12 protein-coding genes are annotated in these 13,253 nt (G+C 76.5%); 2 read left to right on the forward strand and 10 right to left on the reverse strand.

The window, feature by feature from the left end:
• Positions 1–230 precede the first annotated feature (230 nt).
• On the forward strand, positions 231–1,865 hold the full coding sequence (locus ACYX4T_RS11975) for a long-chain fatty acid--CoA ligase (protein WP_476014728.1): 1,635 nt from the start codon (positions 231–233) through the stop codon (positions 1,863–1,865).
• Between the two features lie 54 nt (positions 1,866–1,919).
• On the opposite strand, the gene ACYX4T_RS11980 is transcribed toward ACYX4T_RS11975, so the two are convergent.
• The 7 genes from ACYX4T_RS11980 to ACYX4T_RS12010 all read right to left on the reverse strand — a co-directional run bounded on the left by ACYX4T_RS11980 (position 1,920) and on the right by ACYX4T_RS12010 (position 7,918).
• Entirely contained in the window at positions 1,920–2,087 is a 168-nt protein-coding gene (locus ACYX4T_RS11980; RefSeq protein WP_476014729.1) for a hypothetical protein, read from the reverse strand.
• A gap of 83 nt (positions 2,088–2,170) precedes the next feature.
• Complete coding sequence (locus ACYX4T_RS11985; RefSeq protein ID WP_476014730.1) at positions 2,171–3,124, reverse strand: cation diffusion facilitator family transporter; 954 nt, start codon at positions 3,122–3,124, stop codon at positions 2,171–2,173.
• 81 nt (positions 3,125–3,205) lie between these two features.
• The gene (manA, locus tag ACYX4T_RS11990; protein ID WP_476014731.1) at positions 3,206–4,453 is read right to left on the reverse strand and encodes a mannose-6-phosphate isomerase, class I; all 1,248 of its coding nucleotides are present in this window, start codon (positions 4,451–4,453) and stop codon (positions 3,206–3,208) included.
• A 20-nt stretch (positions 4,454–4,473) separates the two neighbouring features.
• The gene (locus ACYX4T_RS11995; protein WP_476014732.1) at positions 4,474–5,598 is read right to left on the reverse strand and encodes an SIS domain-containing protein; all 1,125 of its coding nucleotides are present in this window, start codon (positions 5,596–5,598) and stop codon (positions 4,474–4,476) included.
• A gap of 6 nt (positions 5,599–5,604) precedes the next feature.
• Positions 5,605–5,859: a Trm112 family protein gene (locus ACYX4T_RS12000; RefSeq protein ID WP_476014733.1), complete on the reverse strand. Its 255-nt coding sequence runs from the start codon at positions 5,857–5,859 to the stop codon at positions 5,605–5,607.
• Between the two features lie 24 nt (positions 5,860–5,883).
• Entirely contained in the window at positions 5,884–7,323 is a 1,440-nt protein-coding gene (locus tag ACYX4T_RS12005; protein ID WP_476014734.1) for a phosphomannomutase/phosphoglucomutase, read from the reverse strand.
• Between the two features lie 148 nt (positions 7,324–7,471).
• Positions 7,472–7,918, reverse strand: coding sequence for a DUF3499 domain-containing protein (locus tag ACYX4T_RS12010; RefSeq protein ID WP_476014735.1), 447 nt, complete (start codon positions 7,916–7,918; stop codon positions 7,472–7,474).
• A 226-nt stretch (positions 7,919–8,144) separates the two neighbouring features.
• Between ACYX4T_RS12010 and ACYX4T_RS12015 the strand changes: the two genes are divergently transcribed.
• Entirely contained in the window at positions 8,145–8,552 is a 408-nt protein-coding gene (locus ACYX4T_RS12015; protein ID WP_476015256.1) for a metallopeptidase family protein, read from the forward strand.
• A gap of 4 nt (positions 8,553–8,556) precedes the next feature.
• Here the strand turns inward: ACYX4T_RS12015 and ACYX4T_RS12020 are convergent, their stop codons facing one another.
• The 3 genes from ACYX4T_RS12020 to ACYX4T_RS12030 form a co-directional block, all read right to left on the reverse strand.
• The gene (locus ACYX4T_RS12020) at positions 8,557–8,943 is read right to left on the reverse strand and encodes a VOC family protein (RefSeq protein WP_476014736.1); all 387 of its coding nucleotides are present in this window, start codon (positions 8,941–8,943) and stop codon (positions 8,557–8,559) included.
• A gap of 64 nt (positions 8,944–9,007) precedes the next feature.
• The gene (locus ACYX4T_RS12025) at positions 9,008–12,586 is read right to left on the reverse strand and encodes a glycosyltransferase (protein WP_476014737.1); all 3,579 of its coding nucleotides are present in this window, start codon (positions 12,584–12,586) and stop codon (positions 9,008–9,010) included.
• Between the two features lie 196 nt (positions 12,587–12,782).
• A complete protein-coding gene (locus ACYX4T_RS12030) occupies positions 12,783–13,016 on the reverse strand; it encodes a WhiB family transcriptional regulator (RefSeq protein WP_274198973.1) in 234 nt (77 codons plus the stop codon).
• Between the last annotated feature and the right edge of the window lie 237 nt (positions 13,017–13,253).

Below are 13,253 nucleotides of genomic sequence, written 5' to 3' on the forward strand. Positions count from 1 at the left end.
CGGGTGCCCCCGGACGGGCGGTGCGACGCGTCCGCGCAGGTGACCGCCGGGGCGGCGGCGACACGGTCAGGCGGGTCACAGCACCGAGCACGCCCGCTCGTGACGACCCGCTGACGATCCGCCACCGATCCGCCACGAGCCGGTCATCCCGGGCACCGGGTCCGTAGGATGCGTGACCGGAACCACACGACACCTGACACACCAGGACGAGGTCTCAGGAGGCCAAGAACGTGCTCGGACAGATGCAGGACTACCCACTCGCCCTGCCGCACGTGTTCCACCGCGCCGAGCAGCTCTTCGCGCACAAACCGATCGTCGGCGTGGGCGCCGGCGGCACGGTGCACCGCACCGACTACGCGTCGTGGGCCCGGCGCGTGCGGCAGGCCGCGGCTGCGCTCGACACGCTCGGCGTCTCCGCCGAGGGCCGCGTCGGCACGTTCTGCTGGAACAGCCCGGCGCACCTCGAGCTGTACTTCGCCGTGCCGTGCAGCGGGCGCGTGCTGCACACGCTGAACATCCGGCTGTTCACCGAGCAGCTGATCTACATCGCGAACCACGCCGAGGACGAGGTCGTCTTCGTCGACCGCTCCCTGTTCGGGCAGTTCTGGCCGCACGTCGACCAGATGACCACGGTCCGCAAGGTGATCGTCGTCGACGACGGCGCCGACACCGCGATCCCCGACGACGAGCGCATCCTCCGCTACGAGGAGCTGCTCGACTCCGTGGAGCCGTTCGCCGGCCGCTTCGAGATCGCGGACGAGAACCAGGCCGCCGCCATGTGCTACACGTCGGGCACCACCGGCAACCCCAAGGGCGTCGTCTACTCGCACCGCAGCTCGGTGCTGCACTCGATCGCCGTGCTCATGGCCGACGTCGCCGGGCTCGTGGAGCGCGACGTCCTGCTCCCGGTCGTGCCGATGTTCCACGCCAACGCCTGGGGCACGCCCTACGCGGCGGTCTTCGCGGGGTCCTCGATCGTCTTCCCCGGACCGAACATGACCCCGAAGGCGATCGCCGGCATCCTGCGCGACCACGAGGTCACCGTCACCGCGGGCGTCCCGACGATCTGGATGGGCGTGCTGCCCGAGCTCGCCGAGGGCGACCTGCCCGACCTGCGCCTGCTGCTCTGCGGCGGGTCGGCGGTGCCGAAGTCGCTGTCCGAGGCGTGGCGCCAGAAGATCGGCCTGCCGATCACCCAGGCCTGGGGCATGACCGAGACCAGCCCGATCGCCACCACCGGCGTCCTCAAGAGCGTCCACGACGGCCTGTCCGACGACGAGCTCGCCGACGTGCGCGCCACCGCGGGCACCCCCTCGCCGCTGGTCGACCTGCGCATCTGCGAGCCCGACACCGGCGAGGTCCTCCCGTGGGACGGCGAGACCTCGGGCGAGCTGCAGGCCGCCGGCCCGTGGATCGCCGCGTCGTACTACCGCAACGAGGACGGCGGCAAGCAGTTCACCTCCGACGGGTGGCTCAAGACCGGCGACGTCGCGGTGATCGATCCCTACGGCTACGTCAAGCTCGTGGACCGCACCAAGGACCTCGTCAAGTCCGGCGGTGAGTGGATCTCCTCGGTCGACCTCGAGAACGAGATCATGTCGATGGAGGGCGTCGCCGAGGCCGCGGTCATCGCGATCCCCGACGAGAAGTGGTCGGAGCGCCCGCTCGCCTGCGTCGTGCCGAAGCAGGGTGTCGAGCTCACCCGTGAGGCCGTGCTCGAGCACGTCGCCACCCGCGTGGCGAAGTGGCAGGTCCCCGACGACGTCGTCTTCATCGACGAGGTGCCCAAGACCTCGACGGGCAAGTTCTCGAAGAAGACCCTGCGCGAGAAGTTCGCGGGTCACCAGGCCCCGGCGCAGGCCTGACCCGGACGCGGGAGCGCCCCCGGAGCCGCGGGCCCCGGGGGCGTTCGGGCGCGACTACTGCGGCTGGGTCGGCGGGGCCGACGGGCCGCCGGCCGGGGTGGTCACGGAGGCCTCCTCGCCGCGCTCGCGCCTGCCGAGCACGGAGTGCCGGCGCGAGTAGGTGACGTAGACGACGATCCCGATGACCATCCAGAGGACGAACCGGAAGCGCGGACGGGCCACCGCGACCCCCGCGACGCGGCTTTTCGTGAGCGTTCGGTCGCTCTGCGTGAGCGGTTTGCGGCGTTGATGCACCGACGCCCGGTTCAGCCGGGCGTCGGGTCCAGGGCCTCGTCGACGTCGGCGTCGTGGCCGGTGCGGTCGAGGTCGGGCTCGAGGTAGACGATGCGCGCCTCCGGCACCGCCGCCCGCAGCCGCGCCTCGGCCTCGTCGATCGCCGCTGCCACGTCGCCGGTGGGCAGCGAGGCCGGGACCGCGATCTTCGCCGCGACGAGCAGCTCCTCCGGGCCCAGGTACTGGGTGCGCAGGTGGATGACCCGCTCCACCGGCCCGCCGACGAGCGAGGACGTGATCGTGTTGGCGACCCGCGGCCCGACGCCCTCGCCGATGAGCAGGCTCTTCGTCTCGACGATGAGGATGATCGCGATGATCCCGAGCAGGACGCCGATGCCGATGGTGCCGATCGCGTCCCAGATCACCGCACCGGTGAGCACGCTGAGCCCGACGCCGGCGAGGGCCAGGACCAGGCCGACGAGGGCGCCGAAGTCCTCGAGCAGCACGACCGGCAGCTCCGGGTTCACCGAGGTCCGGATGAACCCCCACCACGACTGGTCGCCCTTGAGCTCCCGCGACTCCTTGACCGCGGTGCGGAAGCTGTAGGACTCCAGCCCGATGGCCACGAGCAGGATGGCCACGGCGACGAACGGGCTGGTCAGGTCGTCGGACCCGGAGAGCTTGTGGATGCCCTCGTACAGGGCGAACACCGAGCCGAGGCTGAAGATCAGCAGGGCGACGATGAACGAGTAGAAGAACCGGTCCCGGCCGTAGCCGAAGGGGTGCTCGCTGTCGGCGTCGCGGCGGGCGCGCCGGCGCCCGAACAGCAGGAGTCCCTGGTTGCTCGTGTCGGCCACCGAGTGCACGCCCTCGGCGAGCATCGAGGACGAGCCGGTGATCGCGAAGCCGATGAACTTCGCCACGGCGATGCCGGCGTTGGCCGCCAGCGCGGCGACGATCGCCTTGCCGCCTCCGGATGCGGACACGGTGGGGCCTCCCGGGATGGAACGCGCGAGCGTGAGGTCGCCGTGAAGGTAGCGCGTCGGGGTGCCCGGTACCCCGCCCGGTCAGCCGCCCAGCCCGTCGGCGGCCACGAACGCCAGCGCCGGGCCGTCGACCGGCGCGACCGTGACCGGCCCGTCGCACGCCGGCAACCAGGCGGCCGTCCCCCGCGGCACCTCGCGGTCCTGCCCCCGGGACGTGCGCAGCCGCACGCTGCCCTCGACCGAGACGACGATGCGCGGTCCCTCGACACCGAGGGCGACGCCCTCGGCGGGCAGGTCGGCCTCGTCGCCGGTGAACGCGCAGCGCGCCAGGCTGAAGTACTCGGACGGCGAGAACCGCGTGACCGGTCCGCGCCCCTCACCGGGCAGCAGCGTCGGCGGTCCCGGCGCGAAGTCCAGCACCCGCAGCAGCTCGGGGACGTCGACGTGCTTCGGGGTCAGGCCGCAGCGCAGGACGTTGTCGGAGTTCGCCATCAGCTCCACCCCGGCGCCCGCCAGGTAGGCGTGCGGCGAGCCCGCGGGCTGGTAGAGGCACTGGCCCGGCGCGAGGGCGAGGCGGTTGAGCAGCAGGGCCGCCAGCACGCCGGCGTCGCCCGGGTAGCGCTCGCCGAGGTCGAGCAGGGTGCGCGCCTCGGCGGTGAACTCCCCGTGCCCGCGCGCGTGCGCGACGCAGCCGTCGAGCAGGGCGGGCACGAGGTCGTCGACCGCGCGCTGCGGCAGCGTGATCCACGTGGTGAACAGCGCGCGCAGGCCGTCGGCGTCGGGCTGGGCGGCGAGCAGCTCGGTGTGGTGGTCGAGCGCGCGCACGTCGAGGGCGCGCAGGAGGGCCACGGTCCGCGCCGGGTCGCGGAACCCCGCCAGCGCGTGGAACTCGGTGAGCGCGCAGAGCAGCTCGGGTTTCGGCAGGGGGTCGGGGTAGTTGCGCTCGGCGGCCGTGCGCGGGACGCCGGCCGCCTCCTCGCGGGCGTAGCCGGCGGCCGCCTGCTCCGCCGACGGGTGCGCCTGCAGGCTCAGCGGCTCCTCGGCGGCCAGCACCTTGAGCAGGTAGGGCAGGCGGTCCGACCAGCGCTCCCGGCGCGCCGGGCCGAGCGTCCCGGTCGGGTCGTCGCGCAGGACGTCGGCGAGCGAGCGGGTGTCGCCGGGTGCGGCGGACCCGTCCCCGGCCACCAGCTGCGAGGGGTCGTCGCGGTGCGCGCCGAGCCACAGCTCGGCCTGCGGGTGCGGGGACGGGACCTCCTCACCGAGCAGCTCGGCGAGGTGCGTCCGGGAACCCCACGCGTACGTGCGCACGCTGCCCCTGAGGACCTCCACTGTTCTGGTGCCCCTCGTGATCAGGCGGTCCGGACCCCGGGCGTCCGCGCCCCGAGGGCGAGGCCGAGGTAGACCGCGGTGAAGTCGAGACGGGTGGCGAGCACGGCCGCGCGCAGCGCGTCCGGCGCGGGCCCCTCCCCGGCCAGGTCGACGTCGTCGATCTCCAGGACGTCCGCGCCCGGGTGGCGGGCACCGACGTCGGCGACGAGCCGCCGCACCGCGAGGTCCTCGCGCGCGGCCAGCAGGACCAGCCGCGGCGGCGGAGCCTCCGGGGCCGGGTCGTCGAAGGGGTCGGCGAAGATCGACGCCTCCCCCGCGCTCTCCTGCAGCCGCGCGCGCAGCGCCGGCTGGGCGCCCGCCGCGGCGACGGTGGTGGCCTGGGCGACGACGCCGGCGTGCGTGGCCAGCACCGTCGCGCCGTAGCCGGCGAGCAGGCCCGCGACGGGGTCCGCCCCCCACAGCAGCGGCGTGCGCTCGGCCAGGCGCAGCGCCAGGCTCTTCGCCGGGTTGACGAACGCCTCGCCCCGCGGGCCGTCGCGCTCGGCCTCGGCGTCGAGGCGGTCGGCGAGCACGTCGAGGTCCAGGTCGAGCAGGTCGAGGGCGCGGGCGACCGCCAGCCCGGTCGCGAGGACCGTCGCGGTGTCGAGCCCGTCGAGGTCCTCGCCCGGCACGCCGTAGGTCATCCGCGGCGCGACCGCGAGCACGTGCCCCGCGCCGGCGGCGGCCACCGGTCCCTCGGCGGGGCCGCCGAGCACGACGTGGGCGCCACGGCGCACCGCCCGGTGCACCGACTCGGCGAGGTCGGCCTCGACCGGGTCGGCCTCGCGCCCCCGGTGGGTGGCGACGACGACGTCGAGCGGACCCAGCCACGGCGGCGCGACACCGCTGACGATCACCGGCAGCGGTGCGGTGGGCGTGAGCAGGGCCGCGAGCAGGCGGTATGCGGACTCGGTGGTGCCGGGCCGCGTCAGCAGCACCAGCGCACGGGGTCGCAGGCCCGCGAGCTCGCGGGCCACGCCGGCCTCGCGGGCGGCCTCCGCGGTCGCCCTGACCTGGGCGCCGGCGGTCGCCACCGCGCGCAGCACGCCGTCACGGTCGGCGGCGAGCAGGCGCGTCTCGTCGGAGAGCAGGGCGTCGTCGAGCACCGCGGCTCACCCCTGTCTCGACGGGTCCGGCTCCGCTGCGCTGCGCGTCCCGGCCGCCGGCTCGGGGCCCCCGGTCGCCTCGGACAGCAGGAGCACCGGGATCCCGTCGGTGACGGGGTAGCGCCGATCGCAGACCGTGCAGGTCAGCACGGGACTGACGACGGAGTCGGCGTCCTCGGGCGTGCCGGGGCGCAGCGCCCCGTGGTCCGGCGCGGGGCACGCCAGGATCTCCAGCAGGTCGGCGTCCAGACCGAGCGGCATCTCCGGGTCTCCTCCTCGGTCAGGTCAGCCGCGGACGAGGCCCAGGACCTCGTCGCGCAGCGCGGCCACGGCGTCGTCGTCGGCGGCCTCGACGTTGAGCCGCAGCAGCGGCTCCGTGTTGGACGGGCGCAGGTTGAACCAGGAGCCGTCGGCGAAGCTGACGGTCAGCCCGTCGAGGTCGTCGGTGGTGACGCCCTCGCGCGCGCCGAACGTCTGCTCGACCTCGGCCATCACGGCGCGCGGGTCGTCGACCGTGGAGTTGACCTCGCCCGACGCGGCGTAGCGCGAGTACCGCGCCATGAGCTCCGAGAGCGGGCGGTCCTGCTCCCCGAGCGCGGCCAGGACGTGCAGGGCGGCGAGCATGCCGGAGTCGGCGTTCCAGAAGTCGCGGAAGTAGTAGTGCGCGGAGTGCTCCCCGCCGAAGATCGCGCCCGTCCCGGCCATGGTGGCCTTGATGAACGAGTGGCCCACCCGGCTGCGCTCCGGCGTCCCGCCGGCCTCGGTGATGATCTCCGGGACGGCGCGCGAGGTGATCAGGTTGTGGATCACCGTCGAGCCGGGGTGCTTGCCCAGCTCGCGCGTCGCGACGAGCGCGGTGATCGCGCTCGGGCTGACCGCGTCGCCCTTCTCGTCGACGAGGAACACCCGGTCGGCGTCGCCGTCGAAGGCGAGCCCGGCGTCGACGCGCCCGAGGGTGACGACCTCGCGCTGCAGGTCGCGCAGGTTGTCCGGGTCGAGCGGGTTGGCCTCGTGGTTGGGGAAGCTGCCGTCGAGCTCGAAGTAGAGCGGGTAGACCTCGATCGGGAGCGGGTCGAGCACCGCGGGCACGGTGTGGCCGGCCATGCCGTTGCCGGCGTCGATGACGAGCGACAGCGAGCGGATGCCCGAGAGGTCGACCAGCGAGCGCAGGAAGGCCGCGTAGTCGGCGAGCATGTCGCGGTGCGAGACGCTGCCGCGCCCGCCCGCGGAGACGTCCGGCGTGGCCTCGCCGGGTCCGCGGTCGAGCAGCGCGGCGATCTCGTCGAGCCCGGAGTCCTGGCCCACGGGCGAGGCGCCGGCGCGGCAGAGCTTGATGCCGTTGTAGGTCGCCGGGTTGTGGCTCGCGGTGAACATCGCGCCGGGCATCTCGAGGGCGCCCGAGGCGTAGTAGAGCATGTCGGTGCTGGCCAGGCCGATGTGCACGACGTCGACGCCCAGCGCCGTCACGCCCTCGGCGAAGGCGTCGGCGAGCTCGGGCGAGGACTCGCGCATGTCGTGGGCGACGACGAGGCCCTTGCCGCCGCCCAGGCCGGAGCCCGAGCCGTCGGCCTGCTCGTCGAGGAGCACCCGCGCGAAGGCGGCACCGACGTCCCGGACGAACGTCGCGTCGAGCTGGCTGCCCACGAGACCGCGAATGTCGTACGCCTTGACGACCTGGTCGATCACCTGGGCACGGTCGGGTGCCGAGGACTGCGCACTGGCCACGCCGTCAGCCTATCGGCGCGGGCGGGCCCTTGCGCCCGCCGGGCGGGCACGTCCGCCGATGGGTGAAGGATCGTGGGCCACCGGATCGCTCCAGGTGGGAGCGGGGTCCCGCGTCCCGGTCCGGGCCGGACCGCGCTCGGGACCGCGGTCAGGAGGAGGCGGGGTCCGGCAGGACCCGGAGGTGGCCGCGACGGCCGGTGGGCGTGCTCGCGGGACCGCCCGCGACCCCGGTGGCGAGCCCCGGCAACGGGGCCGGCGGCAGCCCGGGCCCTCCCCCCGAGCCGGCCGTGATCCGGGGGCGGCCGTCGGTCTCGAGCGGGCGGTCGGCCCGCCCGGCCTCGCGCACGGCCTCGGCCAGGGCCGTCAGGTCGTCGACGGAGGGCTCGGTGGGGAACTCGCCCTCGTAGCGCACGACCTCCCAGCCGCGCGGCGCGGTGAGGCGCACGGCGTGGCGTTCGCAGAGGTCGTACGAGTGCGGCTCGGCGCTCGTCGCCAGCGGCCCGACCACGGCGGTCGAGTCCGAGTAGACATAGGTCAGGGTGGCCACGGCCGCATGACCACACCCGGTCCGTGAGCACTTCCGCACTCCTCGCACGTCCCGGACGATAGCCCGGACGGACGCCTCCGCCCGGGAGGCGCGCGGCGGCGCGCCGGGGCTCGTACCCGCCAGGTACGCCCCGACCCCGGCGCCGCGCGTAGGCTCCACGCTCGTGACCAGGAGCGCGAGCCGCCGGGGCAGCACGCCGGCGTCCGGTCCCGGGGCCGGGTCGACCTCCGGCCCGCGCCGCCGCCGCCGCGACCGGCGCGGCCGCGGCCTGCGGATGCCGCTGTACCCGTCGGGCTCCCCCGCGGCGCGCACGCGCGCCGAACGCTTCGACGCCCTCGTCCTCGAGGCGCTCGAGCCCATCGAGGAGCGCTGGAGCGCCGAGCTCGCCGACCTCGACGTGGCCGTCGACGACGTGCCCGAGGTGCCCGCCGGCCCCCGGCGCTCGCCGGTGGACGACGACGCCGTGCTCGGCGACGGCGAGGTGCCCCTGGCGCGGCTCGTGCCCGCGGGCATGGACCGCCGCGGTGCGGTGACCCGCGCGCGCATCGTGCTCTACCGCCGCCCGCTCGAGGCCCGCGCGCTCGACGGCGAGGACCTCGCCGACCTGCTGCACGACGTGCTCGTCGAGCAGGTGGCGGGCTACCTCGGCGTCGAGCCGGACACCATCTCCGGGGACGAGTAGCGCCTCACCACCCGTGGTGGACCGCTTCGACGTTGTGGCCGTCGGGGTCGCGCAGGAAGACCGCGTAGTAGCCCGGGTGGTACTCGGTGAAGATCCGGGGCGCGTGCAGCACCTCCGCCCCGTGGGCGAGCGCGGCCTCGTGCACGGCGTCGACCGCGGCCCGGTCGGGCGCGGCGAACGCGACGTGCAGCTCCTGGGCCACGGCGTCGCCGGGCGCGAGCCAGAAGTCCGGGTGGGGCCCGCCGGTGGTCATGCCCACGACCTCGGGCGCTCCCGGCGGACCGGTGGGGATGCGCACGCCCACGGCCATGCGCAGCGGCGCGAACACCGCGGTGTAGAAGGCGACGGAGGTCTCGACGTCACCGCAGGGGAACCCGACGTGGTCGAACATGCCGCGGACACTAGGGCCGACCCCCGACAGCGGTCGTCGAGCAGCGGTGGTCGAGCCGACGGTGCTAGTCCAACCGGCGCCGGGACGGCAGCGCCGAGAGGGCGGTGAACAGCACCAGCGCGAGCTGGAGCAGCAGGAGCAGCAGGCGCCCGGTCTCGTCGCGGTCGACGACGACGGCCCCGCCGCCCGGCGGCACGGCGACGGCGACGAGGTGGCCCCACGCGGGCACGATCGGCGCGGCGACCCCGCCGACGGTCGCCGACCAGCCCGACTCGAGCTCGGCGGCGACGACGAGCAGCCGGCGGTCGGCACCAGGCGACACCCGCACCGCGACCGTGGGCAGGTCCGAGGGCACGGTCGTCAGGCCGGCGGGGCGGCGCGGGGCGGCGCGGGCCTCGGTGGCGTCGTCGGAGACCGGCGGTTCGAGCAGCACGGCCCCGGCCACCGGCAGGGCGACACGCGCCGTGGGCCGCCCGTCGGAGACCGGCGGCGCGTCGCCGAGCAGCGGCCCTGCGGCCGCGCGCACGGCACGGGCGGTCTGCTCGTCGGGCAGGACGACGAGCCCGGTGCCGCCGGTCGCGAGCTCGGCGACGCCCGCCTGCGCGGTGGCCGGGTCGCCGGAGAGCAGGGCGCGCACGTCGCGCTGCAGCCGGGCGGGCGAGGCGCCGACCGGGGCGAGGTCGTCGTCGCCGTAGCGCGGCAGCTCGGGGCCGGCGCGGCGGGTGGTGTCCTCCTCGCGGGTCACGACGACCACGCGCGCCCCCGTCCGCTCGAGCTCCGCCGCCACGGTCCGGTCGAGCGCGGGTGCGCGGGTGTCGGCGAGCGGGCCGGCCCCGCCGCGCAGGACGGTGGCGACGGCGAGCACCACGACCGCGGTCGCCACCACCGGCACGGCGACGCCCCGCGCGCGGGCGCTGCGGTCGCCGCCGCCCGGGGCGCGCGAGCGCAGCCGCCCGGCCAGGACCGAGGCGCCCGCCCCGGCGCGCTCGACCGCGCCGGCCAGGCGCCCGCCGAGGCCGGCGCCCCCGAGGTCGAGCTCGGACTCGCCGCGCCGGGCCGGGCCCCGGTCGGCGCGGTCGCCCGGGTCGCGGCGGCCCAGCAGGCGCCCGAGCGGCTCGGTCCGCGAGGCCGCGACCTGCGCGAGCAGGCTCCACAGCGCCCCGCACGCGGCGACGGCGAGCGCCGGCCCCGTCCAGCCCGGACGCGGGTCGCCGCCGGCGAGCGGCACCAGCGCGAACGACCCGACGACGCCCGCGGTGACGATCCCGAGCAGCAGCAGCGCGAGCCCGGGGACCGCGGCCCTCCGGGGCGCCACCAGCGCGCCCCCGACCGCGGCCACCACGAGCACCAGGCCCGTCCAGGGCAGGGTGGCGGGGCCGCCGGGGTCGAGCGAGAGCACGTCGAGCGCGGACACGAAGCGCTCCGGCACGGTCGCCCCGGTGCCGTGCAGCAGCACCTCGGGGGCCGCGAGCAGCACCGTCGGCCAGGGCAGCAGCAGGAGCACCGGCAGCACGACGATGACCGCCAGGGACATCGCCCGGCGTCCGGCCGCCCGGGGCGGTGCCGGCACGAGGACGAAGCCGATCACCACGACGACCAGCACCAGCACGTGCACCAGCGGGGCGAACGCGCTGACGACCCCGAGCGCGAGCGCCGTGCCCGCGGCCGTGCTCCACCACGAGCCGCGCCGGCCCGCCGTGCGCACCCCGCGCAGCACCGCGACCACGCCGGCCAGCACCAGCGGCAGCAGCACCGCCGCCACCACGCCGTCGAGGCGCCCCTGCGCCACCGCGCCGGCGGTGATGCCGAGCAGCGCGTAGACCGCGGCCGCGTACGCCCGCAGCACCCGGCCGACCCGCAGCTCGCGCGTCGCGAGGTACGCCGACAGGCCCGCCAGCGGCAGCGCCGCGACGAGCAGGAGCGACACCGCCGCCGGCGGCCCGCCGACCGGCCACGCGGGCCCGCCCAGCACCCCGACCACGGCGAGCGCGGCGGGAACGGGTGCGCCGGTGCCGCCGGCGATCGGGTGCCAGGCGGCGAGGTAGGTCGACCAGAGCTCGCGCAGGCCCGGGACCTCGGCGATCCGCCCGCCGGCGAGGCCGAGCCCGAGGCGCGCGCGCTGCGTCACCAGCGAGACGAGGGTGAGCCCGACGACGAGCAGCAGCGGCGGGGCGAGCAGCAGCTCGCGCGCCACCCGGCCCGGCGTGACCGGGACGTAGACGACCCGCTCCCCGTCGGGCGCGGGCCGGGGGTCGCCGGGCCGGATCGGGGCGACGGCCTCGGTCGGGGGCTCGTGCGAGGCCGCGGCGTCGGCCGGGGCCCGGGGGCCGGGCAGCGCGACGGCCAGCGACTCCCCCGGGCGGCGCAGGCCCGCGGTGCGCCGCCGGCGCAGCGCCGCGCCGGCCGGCAGGGCCTCGGGGCCGACCGCGCGGCGGCGGCCGGCGTCCGCGTCACCGGCCCCGTCGCCGGCGCCGGTCCCGTCGCCGCGGGTCCCGGCCCGTCCCGTGCGCTCCGCCCACTCGGGCAGGCGGCCGAGCTCGAGCTCCTCGCGCAGGCGCCCCCGCACGAGCGAGGTCAGCCCGCCCCGCACGGCGTTGCGCAGGCGCGTGGTGCGGCTGGTGAGCAGGCCCCGCAGCTCGCGGGGCAGCGCCGTCGCCCCGGTGCTGCGCCGGCGGCGGGCGTCGGCCAGGTCGGCGATGCCCGGCCCGGACCCGAGCACCCGCGACAGGCCCGCGAGCTCCGCGCCCGCCGCCCGGGCGCGGCGCACGAGCAGCAGCCCGAGCGCGCGCAGCACCGCGAGCACCGGCAGCCGGGCGAGGCCCAGCACGAAGGCGGGGCTGGAGCAGTTGGCGAGGAAGGTCCGCACGCCGTGGGCGCGGTCGGTGGCCCGGTAGCGGGGGTCGACGCCGGCGGTGTCGAGCGGGCGCGCCCGGCTGGTCAGCGCGCGGGCGTGGCGCAGGCGGGCCGACGGGGCGCACAGGACGAGCCCGCCGGCGCGGTTGACCCGCCAGCCGTAGTCGACGTCCTCGCGCAGCAGGCCGAGCGCGGTGTCGTAGCCGCCGAGGGAGTCCCACTCGCGGCGGCGCACCAGCGAGCCCGCCGACCCGACCGCCAGGACCTCGGAGTTGGTCGCGAACTGGCCGAGGTCGAGCTCGTCGGCGCCGATGCCGGTCTGGCGCGAACCGGAGGCGTCGATGGAGACGCCGGCCTCGACGACGAGGCGGGGGTCGTCCCAGTCGAGGCACAGCGGGCCGAGGACCGCCGCCGACGGGGAGGCGTCGGCGACCGAGAGCAGGACCTCGAGGCAGTCGGGCGCCGGGGCGGCGTCGTCGTGGAGGACCCAGAGCCAGTCCCCGGATCCCCGATCGGCGTGCTCCCCTCTCCGGCCGGCCGTGGCGTTGCGGCCCCAGCGGCGGTCGGCGTCGTCGACCGCGGTGTGCACGGCCTCGGCGAAGCCGGTGTCGCGGGGCATGCGCAGGACGACGTCGACCTGGTTGCTCGCCGCGAGGACGCCGGCCGTGCCGTCGGTGGAGCCCGTGTCGACCGCGACCACCCAGCGCGGCCGCCGCGTCAGGCGCGACAGCGCGTCGAGCGTGCCCGGGAGCCAGGTCTCGCCGTCGTGGCAGACGAGGACGGCCAGCACCGGTGCCGGGGCACCCGACGCGGCCCGTGACGGTGCCCGCGTCGATGCCCCGGTCGGGGAGGGTCGAGCCACGCGCGCCGTCCTTCCCCTCGGGCCACCACCCGAGGGCGCCCACGCTGCGGTCCGGCGTCCGAGACTAGGACCCGCCCCGGACGGGGGACGGCCGGGGTGTCACACGGCCCCGCGCGCTCCTCCGCTAGACCGCGCGGCGCTTGAGGCGCCGGCGCTCGCGCTCCGAGAGCCCGCCCCAGATCCCGAACCGCTCGTCGTGGCCGAGCGCGTACTCGAGGCACTCGCTGCGGACCTCGCAGCTGTTGCAGATCTGCTTGGCCTCCCGGGTGCTGCCGCCCTTCTCGGGGAAGAACGCCTCCGGGTCGGTCTGCGCGCACAGGGCGCGCTCCTGCCACTCCTGCTCGTCCTCGGTCACCATGGCGAGCTCGGACAGCACGTCCCGCAACCCCGCCTTCGGCGCCTGCGCCGGACCCGCCGGACCCATCGCCCAGCCCCGTTCCGCTCCGTGCCCCTGGCTGCCCAGCACCACCGACCCGCTCTCCGCAGCGTTCACGACGCCCTCCTCGCCTCGACTCCCCCGGCCCCCCGCTGAGCGGACGAGGCGTCGGCCCCGCACCGACGTGTCATCGCGTAGGAATTACACCGGTGTCGTTCC

The organism is Actinomycetospora sp. ABD4_176 (assembly GCF_056311855.1).